The organism is Nocardia sp. NPDC004604, from assembly GCF_040609795.1.
GTDB lineage: Bacteria > Actinomycetota > Actinomycetes > Mycobacteriales > Mycobacteriaceae > Nocardia.
Genome location: NZ_JBEXLC010000096.1, coordinates 13,691 through 34,437 on the forward strand (window position 1 = coordinate 13,691; position 20,747 = coordinate 34,437).

24 protein-coding genes are annotated in these 20,747 nt (G+C 65.8%); 11 read left to right on the forward strand and 13 right to left on the reverse strand.

The window, feature by feature from the left end:
- Nucleotides 1–3: 3 nt before the first annotated feature.
- Nucleotides 4–1,071: a PDR/VanB family oxidoreductase gene (locus ABZW16_RS29310; protein WP_354959301.1), complete on the reverse strand. Its 1,068-nt coding sequence runs from the start codon at nt 1,069–1,071 to the stop codon at nt 4–6.
- Nucleotides 1,068–1,937, reverse strand: coding sequence for a metal-dependent hydrolase (locus tag ABZW16_RS29315; RefSeq protein ID WP_354959302.1), 870 nt, complete (start codon nt 1,935–1,937; stop codon nt 1,068–1,070). Before ABZW16_RS29315 ends, ABZW16_RS29310 begins: the two co-directional genes overlap by 4 nt.
- Nucleotides 1,938–2,042: 105 nt before the next feature.
- On the opposite strand from ABZW16_RS29315, the gene ABZW16_RS29320 reads away from it, so the two are divergent.
- On the forward strand, nt 2,043–2,711 hold the full coding sequence (locus ABZW16_RS29320) for a TetR/AcrR family transcriptional regulator (protein ID WP_354959303.1): 669 nt from the start codon (nt 2,043–2,045) through the stop codon (nt 2,709–2,711).
- Nucleotides 2,712–2,716: 5 nt separating this feature from the next.
- Here the strand turns inward: ABZW16_RS29320 and ABZW16_RS29325 are convergent, their stop codons facing one another.
- Nucleotides 2,717–4,210, reverse strand: coding sequence for an NAD(P)/FAD-dependent oxidoreductase (locus ABZW16_RS29325; protein ID WP_354959304.1), 1,494 nt, complete (start codon nt 4,208–4,210; stop codon nt 2,717–2,719).
- A gap of 339 nt (nt 4,211–4,549) precedes the next feature.
- Between ABZW16_RS29325 and ABZW16_RS29330 the strand changes: the two genes are divergently transcribed.
- From ABZW16_RS29330 to ABZW16_RS29370, 9 genes are all read left to right on the forward strand, one after another.
- Nucleotides 4,550–5,599, forward strand: coding sequence for a 3-oxoacyl-[acyl-carrier-protein] synthase III C-terminal domain-containing protein (locus tag ABZW16_RS29330; RefSeq protein ID WP_354959305.1), 1,050 nt, complete (start codon nt 4,550–4,552; stop codon nt 5,597–5,599).
- Nucleotides 5,600–5,607: 8 nt separating this feature from the next.
- Entirely contained in the window at nt 5,608–6,522 is a 915-nt protein-coding gene (locus tag ABZW16_RS29335) for a hypothetical protein (protein WP_354959306.1), read from the forward strand.
- The gene (locus ABZW16_RS29340; protein WP_354959307.1) at nt 6,519–8,192 is read left to right on the forward strand and encodes a fatty acid CoA ligase family protein; all 1,674 of its coding nucleotides are present in this window, start codon (nt 6,519–6,521) and stop codon (nt 8,190–8,192) included. The genes ABZW16_RS29335 and ABZW16_RS29340 overlap by 4 nt, the downstream gene beginning before the upstream one ends.
- Nucleotides 8,189–8,485: a hypothetical protein gene (locus ABZW16_RS29345; protein WP_354959308.1), complete on the forward strand. Its 297-nt coding sequence runs from the start codon at nt 8,189–8,191 to the stop codon at nt 8,483–8,485. Before ABZW16_RS29340 ends, ABZW16_RS29345 begins: the two co-directional genes overlap by 4 nt.
- Nucleotides 8,482–9,528: an NAD-dependent epimerase/dehydratase family protein gene (locus tag ABZW16_RS29350; RefSeq protein ID WP_354959309.1), complete on the forward strand. Its 1,047-nt coding sequence runs from the start codon at nt 8,482–8,484 to the stop codon at nt 9,526–9,528. Before ABZW16_RS29345 ends, ABZW16_RS29350 begins: the two co-directional genes overlap by 4 nt.
- A 14-nt stretch (nt 9,529–9,542) precedes the next feature.
- Nucleotides 9,543–10,733, forward strand: a complete 1,191-nt coding sequence (locus ABZW16_RS29355) for a peptide synthetase (RefSeq protein WP_354959310.1) — start codon at nt 9,543–9,545, stop codon at nt 10,731–10,733.
- Nucleotides 10,730–12,850: an MMPL family transporter gene (locus ABZW16_RS29360; RefSeq protein ID WP_354959311.1), complete on the forward strand. Its 2,121-nt coding sequence runs from the start codon at nt 10,730–10,732 to the stop codon at nt 12,848–12,850. Before ABZW16_RS29355 ends, ABZW16_RS29360 begins: the two co-directional genes overlap by 4 nt.
- 114 nt (nt 12,851–12,964) lie before the next feature.
- The gene (locus tag ABZW16_RS29365; RefSeq protein ID WP_354959312.1) at nt 12,965–13,354 is read left to right on the forward strand and encodes a hypothetical protein; all 390 of its coding nucleotides are present in this window, start codon (nt 12,965–12,967) and stop codon (nt 13,352–13,354) included.
- Entirely contained in the window at nt 13,351–13,935 is a 585-nt protein-coding gene (locus ABZW16_RS29370) for a DUF3558 domain-containing protein (protein WP_354959313.1), read from the forward strand. The genes ABZW16_RS29365 and ABZW16_RS29370 overlap by 4 nt, the downstream gene beginning before the upstream one ends.
- 18 nt (nt 13,936–13,953) lie before the next feature.
- Here the strand turns inward: ABZW16_RS29370 and ABZW16_RS29375 are convergent, their stop codons facing one another.
- From ABZW16_RS29375 to ABZW16_RS29385, 3 genes are all read right to left on the reverse strand, one after another.
- Nucleotides 13,954–14,100, reverse strand: coding sequence for a hypothetical protein (locus ABZW16_RS29375; protein WP_354959314.1), 147 nt, complete (start codon nt 14,098–14,100; stop codon nt 13,954–13,956).
- A 151-nt stretch (nt 14,101–14,251) separates the two neighbouring features.
- Nucleotides 14,252–14,848, reverse strand: coding sequence for a DUF2867 domain-containing protein (locus ABZW16_RS29380; protein ID WP_354959315.1), 597 nt, complete (start codon nt 14,846–14,848; stop codon nt 14,252–14,254).
- Nucleotides 14,849–14,881: 33 nt separating this feature from the next.
- Nucleotides 14,882–15,169, reverse strand: coding sequence for an antibiotic biosynthesis monooxygenase (locus ABZW16_RS29385; RefSeq protein WP_354959316.1), 288 nt, complete (start codon nt 15,167–15,169; stop codon nt 14,882–14,884).
- 140 nt (nt 15,170–15,309) lie between these two features.
- Here ABZW16_RS29385 and ABZW16_RS29390 point away from each other — a divergent pair, with 140 nt between their 5' ends.
- Nucleotides 15,310–15,876 carry a TetR/AcrR family transcriptional regulator gene (locus ABZW16_RS29390; protein ID WP_354959317.1) on the forward strand — a complete coding sequence of 189 codons (567 nt, stop codon included), beginning with the start codon at nt 15,310–15,312 and terminating at the stop codon, nt 15,874–15,876.
- Between the two features lie 2 nt (nt 15,877–15,878).
- On the opposite strand, the gene ABZW16_RS29395 is transcribed toward ABZW16_RS29390, so the two are convergent.
- The 7 genes from ABZW16_RS29395 to recD all read right to left on the reverse strand — a co-directional run.
- Entirely contained in the window at nt 15,879–16,391 is a 513-nt protein-coding gene (locus tag ABZW16_RS29395; RefSeq protein WP_354959318.1) for a DUF664 domain-containing protein, read from the reverse strand.
- Nucleotides 16,392–16,445: 54 nt separating this feature from the next.
- The gene (locus ABZW16_RS29400; protein WP_354959319.1) at nt 16,446–16,955 is read right to left on the reverse strand and encodes a methylated-DNA--[protein]-cysteine S-methyltransferase; all 510 of its coding nucleotides are present in this window, start codon (nt 16,953–16,955) and stop codon (nt 16,446–16,448) included.
- A gap of 62 nt (nt 16,956–17,017) precedes the next feature.
- Nucleotides 17,018–17,272 carry an Ada metal-binding domain-containing protein gene (locus ABZW16_RS29405; protein ID WP_354959320.1) on the reverse strand — a complete coding sequence of 85 codons (255 nt, stop codon included), beginning with the start codon at nt 17,270–17,272 and terminating at the stop codon, nt 17,018–17,020.
- 1 nt (nt 17,273) lies between these two features.
- Complete coding sequence (locus ABZW16_RS29410) at nt 17,274–17,993, reverse strand: 2OG-Fe(II) oxygenase (RefSeq protein WP_354959321.1); 720 nt, start codon at nt 17,991–17,993, stop codon at nt 17,274–17,276.
- 10 nt (nt 17,994–18,003) lie between these two features.
- Nucleotides 18,004–18,618 (reverse strand): methylated-DNA--[protein]-cysteine S-methyltransferase, encoded by a 615-nt coding sequence (locus ABZW16_RS29415; RefSeq protein ID WP_354959325.1) that lies wholly within the window; start codon nt 18,616–18,618, stop codon nt 18,004–18,006.
- On the reverse strand, nt 18,618–19,097 hold the full coding sequence (locus tag ABZW16_RS29420; RefSeq protein ID WP_354959322.1) for a sigma-70 family RNA polymerase sigma factor: 480 nt from the start codon (nt 19,095–19,097) through the stop codon (nt 18,618–18,620). The genes ABZW16_RS29415 and ABZW16_RS29420 overlap by 1 nt, the downstream gene beginning before the upstream one ends.
- A 127-nt stretch (nt 19,098–19,224) precedes the next feature.
- A partial coding sequence (gene recD / locus ABZW16_RS29425; RefSeq protein WP_354959323.1) for an exodeoxyribonuclease V subunit alpha occupies nt 19,225–20,747 on the reverse strand: 1,523 nt, incomplete at its 5' end.

Consider the following 20,747-nt stretch of genomic DNA (forward strand, 5'->3'; position numbering starts at 1 on the left):
CCCCTACATATCCAATTCGAGTTCGCCACCGCGAGAACGCGATACGCAGGTCAGCATCGCGTGTTCCCGCTCACCGGGCAATAGCGCCCGGTCCCGGTGCTCGACGTCGCCGGAGAGCACACTCGCCCGACACGTCCCGCAGAAGCCCTGCTGGCAGGAATACGCGACGCCGGGCACCGCGCGCCGAATCGCGGTCAGCGCCGACTCGTCGGCGGCGACATCCACCTCGGTCCCACTGCGGCGCAATCGAATACGGAACGGGGCACCATTGCACACCGGCAGCGCCGAGAACCGCTCGGTATGCAGCGAAGCGGTCGGATCGTGCAGCAACAGCACCTTGCGCGCGGCCTCCGCCAGAGCCGGTGGCCCACAGACGTACACCGCGGCGCCGGTCGGCGTCTGCTCGAAGATCATGCGCGGATCCGGGGCCCCGAACTCGTCGTCCGGACGCACCACCACATCACCGCCGGTGAAGCGGGCCAGCTCGTACAGAAACGGCATCCGCGTCCGCGTGCGCCCGAAATACATGAGCCGCCAGGGTGTTCCGGCCCGCTCGGCCGCGGTGACCATCGGCAGGATCGGCGTGATCCCGATGCCACCGGCCACGAACAGATATTGCGGCGCGGCGATGAGCGGGAAGGCATTGCGCGGCCCGCGCACCCGCAGCCGGTCACCGACCCGCAGACCCTCGTGGATCTCCCGGGAGCCACCGTCGCCATCGGCCATGTACCGCACCGCGATTCGGTAGCAGCTGCGATCATCGGGATCGCTGTTCAGCGAGTACTGTCGCTGCCGACCCGAGGGCAGGTGCACATCGATATGGGCACCCGGCGTCCAGGCGGGCAGATCCGCGCCGTCGGGATCACACAGTGTCAGGCTGACCACCTCGTCGGCCTCGGCCTCGATCCCCATGACCGCCAGTTCGAAATCGTAGCCGGTGTGGCGCACCGGCTGTGGCCGCGAAAGCAGCTGCACCGCTTTGCCTTCCGTGAAGACGCGCTTATAGGTGTCCACCGCCGACGCGATCATCCGCAGCCCGGCCCCCGGCCGGAACTGCTCCACGGCGGTCATGCGCTCGCCCGTGCTGCCGGTGACTGCGCCAGGTAGCGCAGCGCGTTGTCCATCGGACCGAGTTGCGAGGGATGGAATCCCGGCCGCAGGTAGCGCGGAATCTCGGTGAAGAAGGTGGTGAAACTCGGCACCACGCCGCGCAGTGACGCACTTGCCATCTGCAGCGGCCACCATCTGCCCTTATTCGGCGACGGGTCCCGATGGAACAGATAGGCGCCCGAAATCAGGAACAGCGCGAGCAGTCCCGAGCTCGCGATCAGTGCCTGGCGCGCCTTGCGGGCGTAGCCGCCGTCGAGATACATGTACGCGTCGTAGACCACGCTGCGATGTTCGACCTCCTCGGCACCGTGCCAGCGGATGAGATCCAGCATCGCCGGATGCATCCCCTTCGCCGCCAGTTTGTCATTGGTCAGCAGCCACTCGCCGATGACGGCGGTGTAGTGCTCCATGCCGGCGAACAGGGCAAGGCGCTCACACAGCCATTCATGCTTCGCCCGACCGGAGAGCCCGTGGTCGCCGAGCACCCGGTCGATCAACCAGGCGACGCGATCCACCATCGGAGCGACCTCGAGACCGAGCCGCTCCAGTTGGTGACGGGCCTTTTCGTGTGAACCGGCGTGCATGGTCTCCTGACCGATGAAGCCGCGGACCTCTTCCCGCAGACGCTCATCATCGATCAGCGGCAGCGCCTCGGCCAGGGCCTGCGCCATGGCCCGCTCCCCTTCGGGTAGCACCAGATGCATGACATTGATGATGTGGGTGGCCATGACTTCACCCGGGATGTAGTGCATCGGCACCGAGTCGAAGTCGAAGCTGACGTCCCGCGCATTGATCGCATGAGCCTGATCGGCGTACGTAGTGCCCATCTGATGGTCCTCACGTCTGGTCCCGTAGATCGTCAATGTATTGCCGACATCAAATGCTGTCAACATCACATGATGTCAACTTCCCGGCTATGGGAGGATCGAGCTATGAACGACGCCTCCGATGGATCGATACCGGGTATGCGCCGCTGGCGCGGCACGCCTCCGGCCGACCGGATCGCCGCGCGCCGCGAACAGCTCATCGAGGCCGCCATCGAGCTGATGGCCACGATCGGAGCGTCCGATATCTCCATGCGCGGGGTTTGCCGACAGGCCGGACTAACCGAGCGGTACTTCTATGAGAGCTTTCCGAGTCTCGACAAATTGCTGTCCGCGGCGCTGGAGACGGTCGTCCTCGGTGCGCAGGAACGGCTGCTCGCGGCGCTGGCCACCGCGCCGACCGAACCCCAGCAGCTATTCCGGCACGCCATTTCGGCGTTCACCGATTATTTGCTGGAGGATCGTCGGCGCGGTCAGATCATGTTCGTGGAATCGCAGGCCACGCGGGTGCTCGGCGACCGGGGCAACGAACTCATCGAACTGTTCACCGCCCCGATCGCGTTGACGATCGCACTGGCCGACGGAGCGCAATCCATGCCGGACGAGTTCGAGAACAGCCTCAACTCGAACGCCATCTTCGGGGCGATGGCATATATGTATCGCCCGTGGCTGGATGGCACCATCACCGTCCCGCGGGAACGCTTCGACGACCACGCGACCAGCGTGCTACGCAATATCGCGACCGCACGGTCGTCGACGGCGCAGCAGACGCACTGATCCGGCTACCCCTGCGTCGACACCGGATCCCGATTCCGCGCCCGCTCGAATACCATGGCGCTGTCGGTGATCCGCCCGTGGCGCAGCGTCACCACATCACGTAGGTAGTTCATACGTAGGCGCCACGGCGCCTTGGTGCCCTGGATCGGGAACCGACTCGCGGCGCGCTGCACGTACCCCGGGTTGAAATTCAGGAACAGCGATGCGGCGCCGACGGACGGATCGCGCACCGGCGTGCAGCGGTCGTAGCCGTTGTCGTCCATGCGGCGTAGTAGCCGAACGACGTACTCGCACACCAGATCCGCCTTCAGCGTCCACGAGGCGTTGGTGTAGCCGATGATGTACGCGAAGTTCGGCACGTCGGATAGCATCATCGCCTTATAGGCCACATGCTCCGGAAGTTTCACCCGCTGCCCGTCGACCGCGAGTTCGATGCCGCCGAAGGCGAGTAGGTTCAAACCCGTTGCGGTGATGACGATATCGGCATCGAGGGTGGCGCCGGAGGCGAGGGCCAGACCGGTCTCGGTGAATGTCTCGACCTTATCGGTCACGATATCCAATCGTCCCTTGCGAATCGCGCGGAAGAAATCTCCGTTGGGCGCCAGGCACAGTCGCTGATCCCAAGGGTTGTAGGTGGGAGTGAAGTGGGTGTCGATATCGAAGTCCTCGGGCAGCCAGCGCCGTTGCCAGCCCTTGATCCGCTTGCGCATGAATTCCGGATACCGTTGGCTCAGTTGGTATATCGCGGTGGCCAGCGCCACATTCTTGGCCCGCGCCACCGCGTACGCGGCGCGGGCGGGCAGGAATTTGCGCACCTTGACGGCGAGATCGTCGCGCGCGGGTGCGGAGATGATGTAGCTCGGCGAGCGTTGCAGCATAGTCACGTGCGCACCCTGCTCGGTGAGCGCGGGTCCGAGGGTGACCGCGGTTGCGCCGCTGCCGATCAGCACCACCCGCTTGCCCGCGACATCGAGATCGCGCGGCCAATGCTGCGGATGGATGATCGGTCCGGCGAACCGCTCGCGGCCCGCGAATTCCGGGGTGTAGCCCTCGTCGTAGCGGTAGTAGCCGGAACAGCAGAACAGGAATCCGGCAGTGAGCGTGACGGTTTCGCCGGTATCGGTCCGTTCGGCGCGCACCGTCCAGCGGTTGTCCCGCGATGACCATTCGGCGCCGACCACCCGATGCCGGAACCGGATATGCCGCTCGATACCGCTCTCGGCGGCGGTGGCACGCACATAATCCAGGATGTCGTCACCGTCGGCGATCGACATCTCTCCCAGCCACGGCCGGAAGCGGTAGCCGAGGGTGTACATATCCGAGTCGGAGCGAATTCCCGGATAGCGGAACAGGTCCCAGGTTCCGCCGATCGCGTCGCGGCTTTCCAGAATCGCGTAGGTCCGCCGCGGGAAGGCCCGCCCCAGGTGATACGCCGCACCTATCCCGGACAGTCCGGCACCGACGATGAGCACATCGACGTGCTCGTCAGCGGTCGTCATAGCTCTCACCCTCCGGTATTCGGCGGTTGCGGCATGACGCCGATCCGCACCGGCGTCGCCTCCAGCCTATCGGTGACCTGTTGTCTTCGAGAACAACACCCCCGACCAATACCTTGGACAAGCGACCAATACCGACCGGTTCTCGAGTGCGCGAAGTGCAGTGAGGTCACTCACATCGATCGTGCATCACCCCAGCGTAGCCGTGAAAGTTCAACTGTCCCAGAAGGATTCCCTCAAACTGGCCATACCCAGGACAGGTTACCGTCCGGTAGCGTTCGGTCGCACCGACGATCAGAGACGATCCGGAACCGTATTCATCAACGTTTTCCAGGAGCGCAAGTGTCGCATTCTCGGTTCGAATCCATCGGTGCGTATCTCCCCTCGAATATCGTCTCTACCGAGGAGTTGATCTCCAGGCTCGCCGAACCCCCATCGTTCGATCTCGAACGGATCACGGGAGTGCGGGAGCGCCGCGTCCACGACACCCGACCGGACAGCTACGAGGACTCGTTCGCCCTCGCCAGCAAGGCTGCTCAGGACTGTCTTTCCAGGTCACAGTACGCCGCGGCGGATCTCGACGTGATCATCTCGACCTCCATCACGCGCAGCAGGAACGGCACCCGGATGTACATGGAGCCGTCGTTCGCCTCCGCCATCGGCACCCAACTCGGTGCCGACAAAGCCATTACCTTCGATATTTCCAATGCCTGCGCCGGAATGTTGACCGGTACCTACATTCTCGATCGGATGATCCGTTCGGGTGCGGTGCGAAATGGCATGGTGGTAAGCGGTGAGGCCATAACTCCCATTGCCGATACCGCGGTGAACGAGATTTCCGAGAAATACGATCTACAATTCGCCTCACTGTCGGTCGGCGATTCGGGTTGCGCGGTCGTGCTCGACCGGGCGGTAGACGATGCCGACAAGATCCACTACATCGAATTGATGACCGCCGCCGAACATTCGCATCTGTGTCTGGGCATGCCGAGCGATAAGACCCAGGGCGTCGCGCTCTATACCGACAACCGCAAGATGCACAACGAGGATCGGTTCGTGCTGTGGACCGACACCCAGCGTAACTATCTGCAGGCGCGCGGCAAGACCTTCGCCGACGAGAAGTTCGACTACATCATTCACCACCAGTTCGGCGCGGCCGCGCTCCCGTGGCTGGCCGCGATCGGCGAGCGCGAGTTCGGTGTACCGATGCCGCCGGATCTGCGGGTGCTCGAGAAGTACGGAAACACCTCGACCACTTCACATTTCATCGTGCTGCACGATCAGCTCAGCGATCAGAAGTTGCCGTCCGGATCCAAACTGCTGATGATCCCCGCGGCCTCCGGCGTCGTGACCGGCTTCCTGTCCACCACCATCTCCTCCCTGAAGGTCTGAGGTCAGCCATGGGCGTGCGCATCAAGTCGACCGGAACCAGCCGGGCCGAGGACACCAACAGCATCATCGAGCACAGCGCACGCGCGGCGCGGGAAAGTCTGCAGCGGGTGGGTATGCGTACCGACCAGGTCGGGGTGTTCATCAACGCCGGGATATTCCGTGACTCCAATACCGTCGAACCGGCCGTCTCCGCATTGATCCAGAAGGCGGCGGGTATCGGGCTCGAGTACGGCGAGGACGATCCGCGGACCTTCTCCTTCGATCTCATGAACGGCGCGGTCGGCGTGCTCAATGCGGTCCAGGTGGCCACATCGATCCTGGAGACCGGCAGCGCCGAGCATGTGCTGATCGTCTCCGGGGATACCCATCCATCACTCACCCGCTCGGCGGCCGATGCCGAATTCCCCTATGCCACTTCGGGAGCCGCGCTGCTCCTGGAGCACACCGAGGAACCCGTCGGATTCGGCCGGGTGCATATCGCCAGGGACGCCGGTACGCCCGCGATCGAGTCGTTCGTCGATACCGCGACCATGGGCACCGTCGGACGCGGTCTGATGACAGTGGTACGAGAACCGGGCTTCGAGGACCGGCTGTTGGCCGTGGCCGTCGACGCCGCGCGAGCCGCACTCGCCGAAGCCGGGCACACCGACGTGTCGAGCACTGTGCTGATCGCGTCGACTCCGAGCGCCGAATTCCCGATCCGGCTTGCGCAAACCCTTGGCATCGAGGCGGATTCGGTGCGATCCGCCGATCTGTCCGAAGGCGATCCGCACACCGCGGCCCTGCCGCTGGCCTATGACCGGGCGGTCACCGAGGATTCTTTGGCGGCGCACACCCACGTGCTGTTCGTGGCGGCGGGTGCGGGGCCATCGGCCGCGGCCGTGCTCTACCGACTGCCGGTGCTGGCGGGAACGCCCGCGTGACGACGCCGACCTACTGGCAGCCCATCGACCGGTTCCGCGCGTTCGCGCGCGCGGAACCGAATCGCGCGGCAGTGATCTTCCCGCAGGGGCGCAATCCCGCAGGCCTGCCCGACTATCGCACGATCACCTATCGCGAGCTCGATCAGTGGTCCGACACCATCGCCGAACGGCTGACCGCATCCGGTGTCGGAACCGGTACGCGCACCATCGTGCTCGTACTGCCGGGCCCGGAGCTCTACGCGGTGATGTTCGGGCTGCTGAAGATCGGTGCGGTGCCGGTGGTCATCGATCCCGGCATGGGTGTGCGAAAGATGTTGCGGTGCTTGCGGGCCGTGGCGGCGGAGGCATTCATCGGGATACCGCAGGCGCATGCGTTGCGAGTGTTGTTCCGGCGCAGCTTCCGCCTGGTCCACACCAACGTCACCGTCGGCAGGCGCTGGTTCTGGGGCGGTGCGACACTGCGGGATTGGGGCACCACACCCGTCGGGGCCACACCTCTTCGTAAACCCGCCGCGGACGGCGATCTGCTGCTGATCGGGTTCACCACGGGCAGCACCGGACCCGCCAAGGCCGTCGAGATGACCCACGGAAACCTCGCGGCCATGATCGAACAGGTCCATGCGGCACGCGGGCATATCGAACCGGATACCTCGCTGATCACGCTGCCGCTGGTTGGCATTCTCGATCTGCTCCTCGGCGCGCGGTGTGTGCTGCCGCCGTTGATCCCGAGCCAGGTCGGTTCGACCGATCCCGGGGATATCGTGGATGCGGTCGAGCGGTTCGGCGTGCGCACCATGTTCGCCTCGCCCGCCGTGCTGATCCCGCTGCTGCGCCGCCTCGAACAGCAGCCGACGGAGCTGAAGTCGTTGAACAGCATCTATTCCGGCGGCGCTCCGGTCCCCGACTGGTGCATCGCCGGGCTGCGCGCGGTACTACCCGAGGACGCCCGGGTGTACGCGGGATATGGCTCCACCGAGGCATTACCGATGTCCACCATCGAATCACGGGAATTGTTCGACGGTTTGGTGGAGCGCACGCATCGCGGTGCCGGCACCTGTATCGGGCGGCCTGCCGATCGGGTGCGGGCCAGGATCGTCGCCATTACCGACGACCCGATTCCGACCTGGCAGCGGGCCGAAGAGATCGCTGGCAAACTCGAAAACTCGTGCAGTATCGGCGAACTCGTCGTCGCCGGGCCCAATGTCAGCACGCGCTACTACTGGCCGGAGCAGGCGAACGCGCAGGGCAAGATTGTCGACGGCGCGGTGATCTGGCATCGCACCGGCGATCTGGCCTGGATCGATGAGCAGGGACGGATCTGGTTCTGCGGGCGCAAGAGTCAGCGGGTGGTCACTGCGCAGGGGCCGATGTTCACCGTTCAGGTCGAGCAGATCTTCAATACCGTTGCGGGCGTTGCCCGGACGGCGCTGGTAGGGGTCGGTGAGCGGGGTACGCAACGGCCGGTGCTGTGTGTCGAGCTGCGCTCGGATGCCGATGCCACGACCGTCGAGGCTGCGCTGCGGGCCCGTGCGGCCGAGTCGGAGCTGACCCACACGATCGCCGACTTCCTCGTGCACCCGAAATTCCCGGTGGATATCCGACATAACGCCAAGATCGGGCGCGAGCAGTTGTCGGTGTGGGCGACCGAACAACTCGGAGCGAAGCGATGAAGTCGACCGTGCTGCGGGCGGTTCCCGTCCTGGGTTGGCTGTATCTGGCCGGTGGCATCGCCGCGGCCGCGATGGATCGTGTCCCGGAAAGCCGGGTCATGCGTGGCATTTGGTGGATCGATGCATTCCTGAGCTTTGTCGTGCACGCGGCGCAGATTCCGGCGGCGCTGCGGGCAGCCCAGGGTTCGGGGCGGTCCAGGGTCGAGACGGTCGTGCTGACCCAGATCTTCGGCATGACCTGGTGGCGGACCCAGCCCGGTCGGGAGCACATCGGAACGGAGGAGACGCTATGAGCAAGGTGCTGGTAACCGGGGCCTCCGGATTTCTCGGCGGTGCGCTCGTACGCCGACTCGTCCGCGATGGCAAACACGATGTCGCGATCCTGGTGCGGCGCAGTAGCGATCTGACCGATCTCGGCGCGAGCGTCGACCAGGTCCAGGTGGTCTACGGTGATCTCGCCGACGGACTGTCGCTGGCACGGGCCACCAATGGTGTCGATGTGGTATTCCACAGTGCTGCGCGGGTCGATGAGCGCGGCACCCGAGCACAGTTCTGGGAGGAGAACGTTCGGGCCACCGAGCGACTGTTGGATTCCGCGCGGCGCGGCGGCGCTTCGCGTTTCGTCTTCATCTCCAGCCCCAGTGCGCTGATGGACTACGACGGCGGCGATCAGCTCGATATCGACGAATCGGTGCCGTATCCGCGGCGCTATCTGAACCTGTATTCCGAGACCAAGGCGGCCGCTGAGCGCGCCGTACTCGCCATGGACGCACCGGGATTCACCACCTGCGCGCTGCGGCCGCGGGCGATCTGGGGTGCGGGTGACCGATCCGGTCCGATCGTGCGCCTGCTCGGCCGGACGGCCGCGGGCAAGCTGCCGGATCTGTCGTTCGGCCGCGATGTGTTCGCTTCGCTGTGCCATATCGACAATATCGTCGACGCCTGTGTCAGGGTGATCGGCTCGGATGCGGTGGGCGGCAAGGCGTATTTCATCGCCGATGCCGAGCAGACCGATGTGTGGCAGTTCCTCGGCGCGGTGGCAATGGATCTCGGCTATCGGCCGCCGACCAGAAAGCCGAATCCGCGCGTGGTCAACGGATTGGTGCGCGTCATCGAAACAGTCTGGCAGGTCCCTGCCATCGCGATGCGGTGGTCGCCCCCGCTGTCGCGTTATGTCGTGGCGCTGATGACCCGCAGCGCCACCTATGACACCGGCGCGGCAGCCCGCGATTTCGGCTATCGGCCCGTCGTCGATCGCGATACCGGCATCGCGAGGTTCAAGGACTGGCTCGAAACACAGGGCGGCATTGTCGAACTCACCAAGGCATTGCGATGACTCCGGAGGCAATAATGCGCACCGACAACGTCTTTCGGCGTCCGATCTCGCCCACCGAGCGCCTGTACTTCGCGACGCGCGAGCTGAGTCCACCGTTCCTGATGCAACTCGCCATCCCCGGCGCGGGCCCCATCCGAGCGGCCGAATTGCAACGGGCCGTAAATATCGCTTCGGCGGCCGATCCAGGGTCCCGACTGGTGCGCGATGGCAAGTACTGGGTGGACAGCGGTGCCCCCGCACTGGTGCGGATCGTGCCGGGCGGCACGCTGAATTACCCCGCGCTGGAGAATGATCCGATCCTCAACAGCCCGATCGGGCCGACCCCGGACCGCACCTGCGAGGTGCTCTTGCTGACCGGCGATCCGGTCACCATCGTATTCCGGGTATTCCACGGCGCGATGGACGGTATGGGCGTGCGCATGTGGGTCCTGGACGTGTTCCGGGCATTGCGCGGTGAGGAACCATTCGGCGCTACCGATCCCACCGCGGATGCCGACCTCGTCGCGCGCCTCGGCGCGCCGGGGCGACCGACCCTCGTCCTTCCGGTATTCCCGTCCCCGGCCGGATGCGGCCGCCAGGACCCCGCGGCGTCGCCCTGGTTGCTCCGTAATCGGTCCATACCCGTGACCGGCAAGGGCACCGTCGCCCGGGTGGCCGCCATACTGGCCGCCCAGGCGGGAGCCAGGTCCCGCTTCCTCATTCCGGTCGATATGCGGCGGCATGCACCGGGCATGCGCTCCACCGCCAATCTCGCGCTGCCGCTGTTCCTCGATGTGGAGCCGGGTGACGATTGGCAGGCCATCAACGCGCAGAAGCGCATCGGGCTGCAGGAGAACCGCGAGCTGAATCAACTGGACAATGGCGGACTTTCGCACTGTCCACCCTTCGTTGTGCGGGCAGTGCTGCGGGCGGCCAATCGGGTCGGAGCCCGGCTGAACCGGAATATCGTGTCGGCCACCCTGTCGCATACCGGCAGGTTCGAACTCGACGAGCTCAGCGGGCCGGGTTTCACCGCTACCGCGGCGCGGGTGCTACCGCAGCACACCGGGATCATGCCGATGCTCTTCGGCATCGTGGAGTACGGCGGGACCACCGATATCACGGTGTCGTGCCGCAATGGCGAAGGCATCGAGGCGCGCCTGGAGGCGCTGCTGGATCACCTCGCCGCCACGCTCGAGCGCGATCTGTCGAATGCGACGCTATGACGACCTTCGCACGTTTGGTAAACGCACACCCGCGCGCAGTACTGGCCGTTGTCATCGGTGCGGTCCTGCTGCTGGGCCTGCTCGGCACGGGCACCACCGACCGGGTCAGCGTCGGTGGATACAGCGATCCGCACAGCGAATCGACAATGGTCGACCAACTCGTCCGCCAGCACTTCGGGCCGCAGAACCCGGATGTGGTCGCGCTCTACACCGTGCCGGACGGGCAGACACTCGACGATATCGGGCCGCGCGTGCAGCAGGCGCTCGGCCGGATCGATGCGACGGTGCTGGCTCGCCCGATCGAGACGTACTGGAACAGCGCGCCGCCGCGCAAGGGCTTGCTGCACTCCGCCGATAACCGGCAGGCACTCGCGGTGGTGTTCACCGCTGGCGACGATAACGCCCGCATGCGCGCCTACCCGGATATCGAGGCGGGACTGCGGGTTCCGGGAATCCACACGCAGTTGTCCGGCTATAGTGCGCTGGCCGCTGCGATCAACCACCAATCCGAGCACGATCTCATTGTGGCGGAATCGATTTCGCTGCCGATCACACTGCTCATCCTGGTGTTGCTGTTCGGTGGAGCCGTCGCCGCCGCAATGCCGGTGGTGGTCGGACTGCTCGCGGTACTCGGTGCGATGGGCACGATCCGAGTACTGACCGAATTCACCGAGGTGAGTACATTCGCACTGAATATCGCCTCGCTACTCGGGCTCGGGATGGCCATCGACTACGGCCTGTTCCTGGTCACCCGATTCCGCGAGGAGATCGCCGAGGGGCACGATATCGCGACGGCGATCGAACGGACCTACGCGACCGCCGGTCGCACCGTCGCATTCTCCGCACTGCTGCTGATCTGCGCGTTCGCAGGAACGTTCGGGTATCCGCAAGCGGTGCTGCGGTCATTGGGGTTCGGCGCGATAGCGGCGGTGGCGTTGGCTGCCACACTCTCGCTCACGGTGCTGCCCGCGATGCTGGCGCTGTTCGGTGCCCGCATCGGGCGGGCCGGTAGACAGGAACGGACCGAACGCTTTTGGGGCCGTGTGGTGGACGCGGTGCTGCGACGGCCGGGAATGGTGACCGTGGTGGTCGGCGCCCTGTTACTCGCCCTCGCCACACCGCTTTTCGGATTGAAGCTGGGCGATGTCGACCATCGGGCGCTGCCCGCTGGCAATGAAATGCGTACGACCGTCGAGGAACTCACTGCGCAGTTTCCCGCCGCCAGCAGCGGCATTACCGCGGTACTGCGCGGTATCGACGGAACCGTGCCCAATGTGGCGGCGGTCGAATCCGCAACCCACGAAATCGGCGCGGTGGCCGGAGTACGCCAGGTGCTGCAGGTCGGGCGCGACCAGGATTTCGTTGTACTGCACGCGTTCTTGACGGCACCGGATCGGAGCACGACCGCCACCGCGGCGGTCGAGGCGATTCGCGGACTGGATCCCCCTGCGGCAATGACACTTCAGGTCGGCGGAGATACCGCGGCGACCCTGGACAGCGTCGATTCGATCGTGTCGCGGATGCCGTGGATGGTGCTGGTGATGGTGACCGCGACCGTGGCGCTGTTGCTTGCGGCATTCCGCTCGATCGTATTGCCGCTCAAGGCGGTCGCGATGGCATTCCTCAGTCTTGCCGCCACCTTCGGCATTCTGACCTGGATTTTCTACGACGGTCACCTCTCCGGGCCACTCGGCATCAGCTCGGGGCCACTAGCCGCTGGCATGGTGGTGCTGATCGTGTCGGTGGTCTTCGGATTGTCCACCGACTACGAGGTTTTCCTGCTCTCGCGCATGGTCGAGGCCCACAATGCCGGGGCCGACACCGCGTGGTCGGTGCGCATCGGCACGGTGCGGACCGCGCGGGTGATCACCGCCGCCGCCACCCTGCTCGTATTCGTGACCGGCGCGTTCACGCTGTCACCGCTGACGCCGATGCGGTTCCTCGGCATCGGCATGATCATCGCCCTTATCGTCGACGCGACGCTCGTGCGGATGCTGTTGGTGCCCGCGTTGGTCAAGCTGATGGGGCGGGCGAATTGGTGGCTGCCGGGTGCCGGTCGGCGGCAGCGGGCGGTTGTCACGGTGGTCGAGAAGCAGCGCGCGCCATCGGCTTCGTGAGCATCGGTCGATCGGACAACAGGCCCGGCGCGGCGGATCTATGTTTCGATGGAACCGTTTCGTCGGCGGGTGCGTCTCTATTATCAGACGGGACCATGGGAAGGGGCGACCGCGATGGCTGTTGACAGTCCGTTCGGGGGGTATGTCGAGGATGCGAAGACCGGGGCGCTGAAGGTGCGGATGGAACCGCAGGCGTTCGTTGATATCGATGCGGCTTGTCAGAATTTGATCATCGATCTCTCCTTGGCACAGAACGATGCGCGTGCGCTCGGCGAGCGCTCGACATGGGGCCTCGGCGAGAACAACCCGCGGCTGACGTCGGCCATCGAGTTGGTGCAAATGTTCCAGGACAAGGCATTCGGCGGCCCGAACAACGCCTACGACACCATCGGCGACTACATCGCGGTCGCGATGGAGATCCAGACGCTCTTCAAGACCATCCGTGACGCCTACGAGCGCACCGACGAAGACTTCGCCCGCCGGATGCGCGAGATCCGCATATGAGGGCCAGCGCCAAAAGCTCTTCGGCGGTAGTGGGCTTTCTGACGGCAGGGGCCATTGTTCTCACGGCTTGCAGCGGGGAGAATTCGCCGACACCAGCCTCGACATCACCCGGACCGGCAACGCCCGGCACTTCGACTGCCTCGTCGAGCACTCCGAACACCGCTGCCGCATTCGACCCCTGCACCGCGCTGACGCCCGAATTCTTGACCGCGCACCAGTGGAATGCCCGCACTCCCACCCCGAAACAGGATTCGACGGGCAGCTTCCAATTGAAGGGCTGCTCGTACGTCGCCCGGAGCGCATACACATTCCGTGTCCAGACAACCAATGGAACCCTCGACCAAGTTCGCGAAAAGTTCCCCACCGCAACCGAACTCACCATCGGCGGCCGCAAAGCCCTACGCTACGAGGCGCGCCCGGACGTCCCCGGCGGCTGCACCGTCAATATCGATATGAAATCCGGCTCCCTCTACATCCTGGTGGACGACCCCCGCGGTCTGCACCCTCGCAAACTCTCCCCATGCGATAATGTCACCGAAATCGCGGAGGCCGTCGCACCCCTTATCCCGCAAGGCAGCTGACGATGTGAGAGTGCCCGGTTATCGCGCCACGCCGCCTTGTCCGGCAAGATATTCGCGTTCGCGGGCGGCGGAGTTGCGCACCGCATTGTCGACAGTAAGAACTTCACCGTCGGCGATCTCGGTATGCGATTCGAGCGTGCAGAAGTGGACTTCGATGGCGGCCACAGCCAGCCTGCTCGGCGCGGCCGAGACCTAGGTTCTGATCGGCAAAACCCTGGCCTGGACTCCCACCCGGTACCGAGATCGGCTCCGGCACAGCCAGATCCAGTCCGCGACCAGTCCGCGCCCGGAGAGCGTCTAGTTCGGTCGAATCCGGTTATTCCACAACCGGATCGTCGGTCTGCGCCTGCCACCGGCGTGCGACGCCACGCATCAGCGCCGGGTAGACCAGCAGGTACCGGAACGGCAGGATTCCGGCCATATAAAGCTTCCCGAACACGCCGTTGGGCTTCACCAACACGGCCATCTGGCCGCGGTAGCCACCTGTTTCGTCCGGTACCCAGCCGATATGCATCACCCCGTGCATGGTCCGGTTGGCGATCTCGGACACCCATTCGCTGTCGGTACGGTAGACCGAGCGGAACGGCGCACCTTCGAATACCGGTCCGGGTGGCACATCGCGCAGATCCGCGGGCAGCCGATCATGCAGCGACGGCACCCGCGCCCCGACCCCGGTATCGTCTTTATCCCAGCCGAGTAGCGCACCGAGTTTCCAGCGGATCGCGAAGAGTGCGCGGTAGATGACGGAGAATTCACTCGAATTCTTGCCCGAGGCTACTTGCCGCACCAGTCGCGGGAAGTCGTCGGGACCGCCCGGCGTCGGCAGTGCCCACACATCCTCGATCCGGAAATCGGGTGCGATGTCGTGGATCCGCCAAGGTCGGGAGGTGTGCGCGGATTCCGGGAGCCGCATTGCTCCGCCTCCGTCTCTCTGGTCCATCGCGCGCTACCGGGCGGCGAGTTTGAAGATCTGACGCGGACGGTGTTCGCGATCATCGAAGGTGACATCGACCTGCGCCGCCACGACCGCGGCGAACGACGCCGCGAAGGCTTCCTCGGATTCCCACTGCCCCGTCGAAACCACCGCGTCGTCACCGTCGGTGCTGATCCAGCAGTCCACGGACAGGCATCCGGGCACCGATCGCATGGCCGCCGCGACCTTGTGCACGCGGGCCACGAAGTCGTCGAAATGTTCGGTTCGCGGGTAGTGGAAGGCGACGAATCCGACCGTCATCACGGTCCCCTCTCGTTGGCGAGGACACCATTGCCCTCGCAATTCGCTGATGTGCCAACAGCTTTCAAATATACGCTGCCGTATACTTCGATCCTAACCGGCGCTGCGCCGGTGTCAACACCGTCAGCGATACTGAAGGTATGGTTGCCGTCACTCGCACCCCACGAAGCAATTGGATCGAGCAGGGTCTGCTGGCGCTATCGAGCGGCGGTCCGGACGCCGTCCGCATCGAGAGCCTGGCGCAGGCGCTCGGCGTCACCAAGGGCGGCTTCTACGGACACTTCGCCGACCGCAACGCCCTGCTCGAAGAAATGCTCGATACCTGGGAACGCGAAAGCACCGATGAGGTTCGCGCTCAGGTCGAGCGGGAGGGCGGCGATCCGCAGACCAAGATCCGGCGGGCGGGCCTGCTCACCTTCTCCGACGAGCGCCTCCCGATCGACCTCGCCGTACGCGACTGGGCGCGCCGCGACCCAACGGTCGCCGAACGGCTACGCCGAGTGGACAACCACCGGATGGAGTACGCGCGCGAGCTGTTCGGCGCGATCTGCTCGGATCCGGACGAAGTCGAGGCACGCGCCCTACTCGCCTTCTGCCTGGCGGTCGGCAAACACTTCCTTGCGGCCGATCACCATGACCGCACCCGGCAGGACGTGGTCGTCCGCGCCGCCGACCTGCTGTTCGGGCGGACGCCGGACGAGTACTGAAACTACCTGCGGCGCAACAGAACTCCGCGAATGAACGCCGCCTGGCCGGAATGCTGGATATCGTCGTCGACGACGCTGATCAGCCGGACGCCCAGGGTGACCGGCGGATTCCAGCGGGTGTCGACAATACGGGGCAGATCGGCGTCGGTCAGTCCGGAGACGTAGTCGATCGTCTGCGCGTGCACCGCGTCGTAGTAGCCCAACAGCAGCTCGGCCGAGATTCGGCCGAGTTCGGCGACCTCCGGAGCGCCGTGGCCGTATCCGGTCGCCGCATCACCGAAGGGCAGTTCGAACCGCTTGGCCCAGCCCGCCGCCGTCCACACCTGTTCGAATCCCGCGACATCGGCGATGTGATCATCCTGGACTCGCGTCAGATGCCAGATCAGCCAGGCAATGGAGTTGGCGTCCGGATCCATCCGAGCCGCCAACTCGTCCTGCCGCAGCCCGGCAACCGCGCCATGCACATTCTCCCGGACCCGCCCGAATGCATCGACCAACAACTCCGCGCTCGTCATGACCACATGCAATCACACCGCAGCGGCCGATATTCCCGCATTCGTCCTGGCGTGTCAGCCCAGCGGCAGCAGCAGGTCGGCCGATTCGAGGTCGAGCAGGGCCCGCTTGGCGGGCAGGCCGCCCGCATAGCCGGTCAGCGCACCGTCGGCACCGAGAACACGGTGGCATGGGAGCAGGATCAGCAGGTGATTGCGCGCGAGTGCGCCACCGATTTTGCGGGCGTCGGCGGTGGTGCGGCCGAGTTGCCGGGTCAGGGCTCCATAGGTCGTCGTCCGGCCGTAACCCGTGGTGGCCTCGAGCGTCAGCAATACTTCGCGGTCGAATTCGCTCATCGGTGTCAAATCCATTGCGACACTGAACTGTCGGCGTTCACCGATGAGGTATTCGTCGATCTGCCCTGCCACGGCTTCGAGATGTTCACGCGCCGTGGGATTTTCACCGGTCGGCTCGGCGGGTTGCATATCGGTGAATGCGACCCGCGACACACCGGTCGGATTCGCCTCGATCACCAGGTTGCCCAGGGACGAACCGTACACCAGGCGTGCGGTGGAGGTATCGGACATGATGTTGCTCCTCGATGTCGAACTTTCACCGGGTAGACGCTCTCTGACGACGAAACGTGAGATCACGAGCCAGAGCTGGCTTTCCATACCGCATATGCGGCGGGGAGGCAGACAGCACAGGGACGGTAACCGGCAGCGATGGCGGTTGCTTCATCGGCGAAGAAGACGCGATGGGCGCGGTAGTGGCCGCGGGCCAGGGCGCGCAGAGCGGAGGGGCAGTCGAGGCGGCCGTAGAGTTTGCCGCGCCGATGGCCGCCGTATCGGCCCGGAGTGGGGCTCGGATACGGGCGGTCGTTGGCGTCGGTCAGGGTGTACATCTCATTCGGCGTCGTGCAGCACCAGGCCCAGGGTGTGGCGGCGGCCGCCGCGAATTCGGCTGACGCCGTGCCGGATCGGTGTGCGGGACCAGCCGCGGGCGGACGGGGTCGGCCGGTCTCGGGTGGTGAAGATGAGGGCGTTGCCCTGTTCCAGGATGGTGACGGTGGGTTTCGATTGGGCACGGGGACGTTGTTCGACAAGGAGGAATTCGCCGCCGGTGTGATCGATGCCGGGGCGGTCCAGGCCGATGACGACCTGTAGTGGGAAGACGAGTTCGCCGTAGAGGTCGCGGTGCAGGGCGTTCCAGTCACCTTCGGTGTAGCGCAACAGAATTGGTGTCGGCTTCGTTTGGCCCGCGGCATGGCAGGTAGCGAGCCAGTCCGCGAAACCGTCGGGCCATGGGGTCGGGTCGCCGAGCCGGTCGGCCCAGCTGCGGGCGATGGGCAGCAGGCGGCGGTAGAAGGCCGCGCGCAGGCGCATGATCGGTTCGGGGACCGGATCGGCGAAGTAGCGGTAGGTGCCCCGGCCGAAACGGTAGCGTGCCATATCGATCGTCGACCGGAAGCGGGCCGTATCGTCCCACATAGCGGTGAATTCGGCGCATTCGTCCGGAGTCAGCAGCGGACCGGTCTGGGCGCAGCCGTAGGCATCGATCTCCTCGAGCAACGTGTGCCATGGTTGGGCGTCGACTCGTTCTTCCAGTGCGGCAAGGATTTTCATCGGCTCTCCGTCACGCCGCTTCGAGGGTCAGCAGGATGTTCTTGGCGGCGATACCACCGACGTACTGGCCGATCGAACCGTCGCTGCGCACCACCCGATGACAGGGGATCACGACCGGCAGCGGATTGTGCGCACAGGCCGAGCCGACCGCGCGCACGGCGCGTGGATTGCCGACGGCCGCAGCGACATCGGCGTAGCTCGCCCGGTGCCCATAGCCGATATCGCTCAGCTGCTCGACCACCTGGCGGCGGAAACCGGCGGTCAGCCGCAAGTCCAGCGGCAGGTCGAATTGGGTTCTGGCACCGGCGAAATACTCCTCGATCTCGTGCGCCACGGCATCCAGGCGCGCGGGGGCGGCGAGGACCCGGGGGCTGATCCGCTGGGCGAGTGTGGCGAGCACGGTGTCGTGGTTCTCGTTCGGGTAGGCGACCCGCACCAGGCCCGCGGGAGTGGCCGCGAGCAGCAGGGTGCCAACGGGGGTATCCAGCGTGCGGTAGGCGATATCGAGCAGACCGGCGGCCTGCGCGTCGGCGGCCAGCCGCCGCTGCAGGTGGGACAGGATCTCGGCGGAGTTCGCATTCAGGCCGTCGAAGAGGCCGTCCGGATCCCGGTCGATAGTGGCCATCATGTTCGATCCTTCGGGTAGAGCTTGCGTAGGGTTCTGAGCCCGTCCGCGGCGGCGCGGCGGGCGGCGTCGGTGGAATTTCCCAGTAGCGCGGCGATTTCGGCGTGCGGTAGTCCGGCCAGGTAGTGGTAGGCCACCGCTTGCCGCTGTTTGGGCGGCAGTGCCGCGAGCGCCTCCCACAGATCGGGGTCATAACCGGCCGGGTCGGCGTTCGGAGCCGCGCGTTCGGGCAGGGATTCGGCAGGGACGGGCGCGCGGGTCAGTGCGCGCCCCACATCGATCGCGCGCCGGTGCGCGATGGTGACCAGCCATGCCTCGATATTCGTGTTCGGGTCGAGGTCGGAATAGGCGCGCAGGGCCGACAGGAAGGTCTCCGACCACGCGTCGGCCGCATCCGTCGGGCCGAGCACGGCCCGGCAGACACGCAACACCATCGGGCCGTATTCGGCCACCACTTCCTCGAACGGAGGCAATCTCACGCCGGGTAGACGCCCGGGACGGGCGAAACGTGAGATCCCCAGGTCACACTGTCCCTCCGCCAGGCGTATTCGTGTTCGCCGCGCACGAATTCGTCCCTGCGCGGCGCGACCATCTGCGCGCCGGAGATCACTGTGACTCCGGGATCCGCGACAGCCCGCTGGCGCGCAGGACGCGGCGGTCGATGGCGGCGCGGATCGAATCGTCGGTGCCGATGATGCGCACGTGGCGGCGGGCACGGGTGATCGCCGTGTACAGCAGTTCCCTGGTGAGCAGGGTGGATTCGGGTTCGGGCAGGACAACGGAGACGGTGTCGTACTGGCTGCCCTGACTGCGGTGGATGGTCATGGCGAAAACGGTGACCACGGCCGGAAATTGGGTGGGGTGCACCAGATATGGTTCGCTGCCGCGCTGCAGGGCCGCGCGCAGGGAGCCGTCGGGCATGCGCACGATCACACCGGTGTCGCCGTTGTAGATGCGGGCCTCGTGGTCATTGGCGGTGACCAGTAGGGGTTGGCCCGGATACCACGGGGCCTGGTGTGTGTCCGGTCCCGCGCCCCCGGCGGCCGCCCATTCGGCCGCCATGCGGTCCCAGCGTTCGACGCCGAACCGGCCTTGGCGGTGGGCGCACAGGAGGCGATGGGATTCCAGGGCGGTCAGCGCGGCCGCGGCGGCACCGTCGAGGGCGGCCGCGGTCACCTCGCGGGCGGCACGCACGACATCGGCGCGGACCGGCGTGGCGTCGTCCGGGGTACACAGCGACAGTTCATCGCCACCCGCACGCAGCAGCTCCAGCGCGGTATCGGCGTCACCCGCACGAACCGCCACCGCGAGTTCGGCGATCTTGCCGCCGAATCGGCGGCCGCGGGTCAATCGGACAATACCGCCGCGCAGACGTGCGCGTTCGAGTCTGGTGAGTGCCTCCGGATTATCCCCGGCCGCAACCGATTCCGCACCGAGCACCTGTTCGAGGACCGGATTGGGTTCGCCCACAACGGGACCCGCGACCAGGTCGGCGAGCACCGCGCCCGCATCGACCGAGGCGAGCTGATCCGGATCACCGACCAGAACCAAGCGGGTGTCCGGGCGCAGCGCGGCCAGCAGGCTGCTCATCATGGTCAGCGACACCATGGAGGTTTCGTCGACGACGATCACGTCATAGGGCAACCGGTTGAATTCGTGGTAGCGGAACCGGGTCGCACGGCCGCGCTGCCAGCCGAGGAGCCGGTGCAGGGTGGCCGCGGTGAGCTCGGGCAGTCCGAGGGCTTCGGCCTGTTCGCGCACCGCCTCCTGCAGGCGCGCGGCCGCCTTCCCGGTGGGCGCGGCCATGGCGATGCGCAGCGCGGGCAGCTTCGGATGCGCCTTTTGGTGCGCGTCGAGCAGTGCCAGGATGCGGGCGATGGTGTGGGTTTTGCCGGTACCGGGACCGCCCGCCACCACCGTGGTCCAATGTGTGGCGGCGAGTGCCGCGGCGATGCGCTGACGGTCCGGGGCCGCGCCGACCGGGGCATCGAAAAGGCGATCGAGTTCGCGGCGCACGATGGCGGGATCCACCTTCGGGTGGTGTCCGGAACGTTCGGTGAGCACCCGGCGGATCGTCTGCTCCTGCTGGTAGTACCGGTCCAAATAGAGCAATGGACCCGCGTCCCGGG

Excerpts from the sequence above, each read along its gene's own strand:
- ABZW16_RS29310 (WP_354959301.1), bottom strand. The coding sequence starts at position 1,071 with ATGACCGCCGTGGAGCAGTTCCGGCCGGGGGCCGGGCTGCGGATGATC.
- ABZW16_RS29315 (WP_354959302.1), bottom strand. The coding sequence starts at position 1,937 with ATGGGCACTACGTACGCCGATCAGGCTCATGCGATCAATGCGCGGGAC.
- ABZW16_RS29320 (WP_354959303.1), top strand. The coding sequence starts at position 2,043 with ATGAACGACGCCTCCGATGGATCGATACCGGGTATGCGCCGCTGGCGC.
- ABZW16_RS29325 (WP_354959304.1), bottom strand. The coding sequence starts at position 4,210 with ATGACGACCGCTGACGAGCACGTCGATGTGCTCATCGTCGGTGCCGGA.
- ABZW16_RS29335 (WP_354959306.1), top strand. The coding sequence starts at position 5,608 with ATGGGCGTGCGCATCAAGTCGACCGGAACCAGCCGGGCCGAGGACACC.
- ABZW16_RS29345 (WP_354959308.1), top strand. The coding sequence starts at position 8,189 with ATGAAGTCGACCGTGCTGCGGGCGGTTCCCGTCCTGGGTTGGCTGTAT.
- ABZW16_RS29350 (WP_354959309.1), top strand. The coding sequence starts at position 8,482 with ATGAGCAAGGTGCTGGTAACCGGGGCCTCCGGATTTCTCGGCGGTGCG.
- ABZW16_RS29355 (WP_354959310.1), top strand. The coding sequence starts at position 9,543 with ATGCGCACCGACAACGTCTTTCGGCGTCCGATCTCGCCCACCGAGCGC.
- ABZW16_RS29360 (WP_354959311.1), top strand. The coding sequence starts at position 10,730 with ATGACGACCTTCGCACGTTTGGTAAACGCACACCCGCGCGCAGTACTG.
- ABZW16_RS29365 (WP_354959312.1), top strand. The coding sequence starts at position 12,965 with ATGGCTGTTGACAGTCCGTTCGGGGGGTATGTCGAGGATGCGAAGACC.
- ABZW16_RS29370 (WP_354959313.1), top strand. The coding sequence starts at position 13,351 with ATGAGGGCCAGCGCCAAAAGCTCTTCGGCGGTAGTGGGCTTTCTGACG.
- ABZW16_RS29380 (WP_354959315.1), bottom strand. The coding sequence starts at position 14,848 with ATGCGGCTCCCGGAATCCGCGCACACCTCCCGACCTTGGCGGATCCAC.
- ABZW16_RS29385 (WP_354959316.1), bottom strand. The coding sequence starts at position 15,169 with ATGACGGTCGGATTCGTCGCCTTCCACTACCCGCGAACCGAACATTTC.
- ABZW16_RS29390 (WP_354959317.1), top strand. The coding sequence starts at position 15,310 with ATGGTTGCCGTCACTCGCACCCCACGAAGCAATTGGATCGAGCAGGGT.
- ABZW16_RS29395 (WP_354959318.1), bottom strand. The coding sequence starts at position 16,391 with ATGACGAGCGCGGAGTTGTTGGTCGATGCATTCGGGCGGGTCCGGGAG.
- ABZW16_RS29400 (WP_354959319.1), bottom strand. The coding sequence starts at position 16,955 with ATGTCCGATACCTCCACCGCACGCCTGGTGTACGGTTCGTCCCTGGGC.
- ABZW16_RS29405 (WP_354959320.1), bottom strand. The coding sequence starts at position 17,272 with ATGTACACCCTGACCGACGCCAACGACCGCCCGTATCCGAGCCCCACT.
- ABZW16_RS29410 (WP_354959321.1), bottom strand. The coding sequence starts at position 17,993 with ATGAAAATCCTTGCCGCACTGGAAGAACGAGTCGACGCCCAACCATGG.
- ABZW16_RS29415 (WP_354959325.1), bottom strand. The coding sequence starts at position 18,618 with ATGGCCACTATCGACCGGGATCCGGACGGCCTCTTCGACGGCCTGAAT.